Genomic DNA, 742 nt, shown 5'->3' with positions numbered 1-742 from the left:
CTGAACAGCTTCGCGGGCGCGGCGCGCCATATGCAGTTGTCGCCCGCGGCGGTCAGCAAGAACATCGGCGAACTGGATGATGGGCCCGAAGCGCGCGTCGCGGCGCACGCGGATGGCCATGGGGCGCGATTCGGGTTCGCCCGGCACGATGCCCGGGGGCACGTCGCGCAGCGGCACATAAAACGCGTCGAGCACGTCGCGGCATTCGGCCGGCAGCAGTTCTTGCCGCCCCTGGGCCCTGGCCGCTTCCAGCACCGCCCGCGCATAGGCCACATCGGGCAGGCGGCTGGGCGGCTCGGGCGGCAGCGTTTGCAGCAGCAACTGCTGGTTGTAGAAATGCGTGGCCAGCACGCCGAAGGCATCGGCGGCGGATTCGGGAGTACGGAACGCCGAGGTGCCGGCATCGTCGAGCATGCGGCGCAGCGGGCGCATGCCCGCGTCGCCCATGAAGCAGCTAACCACCGGTTTCTGCGCCTTGGGCGCGATCTGCGCCAATTGGCGCGCCACGGCAGGCAGGTCGGCCAGGGCGTCCGGGGCCAGCAAGACCAGCACGCCATCGACGCCGCTGTCGTCGAGCAGTGCGTCGAGCATGGCCTGGATGCGCTCGGGAGTAAGCGGCACATAGGTAATGACGGGATTGGCGATGGCCGCGTCGGGCTCGGCCAGGGCGGACAACGCGCGCCGGGTGGCGGGGGCCAGGTCGGCCTTGAGCACGGCGGCGTCCGGGCCGATGAGGTCGAGC

The 742-nt window shown here is 70.9% G+C and carries 1 pseudogene; it reads right to left on the bottom strand.

Annotated features, from left to right (window positions below):
- Positions 1-742, bottom strand: a pseudogene (locus LPZ50_RS25175) (GNAT family N-acetyltransferase); the annotation flags it as partial.

The organism is Bordetella petrii, assembly GCF_020991325.1.
In the GTDB taxonomy this organism is placed as follows: domain Bacteria; phylum Pseudomonadota; class Gammaproteobacteria; order Burkholderiales; family Burkholderiaceae_B; genus Bordetella_A; species Bordetella_A petrii_E.
The sequence above is the reverse complement of the archived record's forward strand: the minus strand, read 5'-3'. Positions and strand labels throughout refer to the sequence as shown.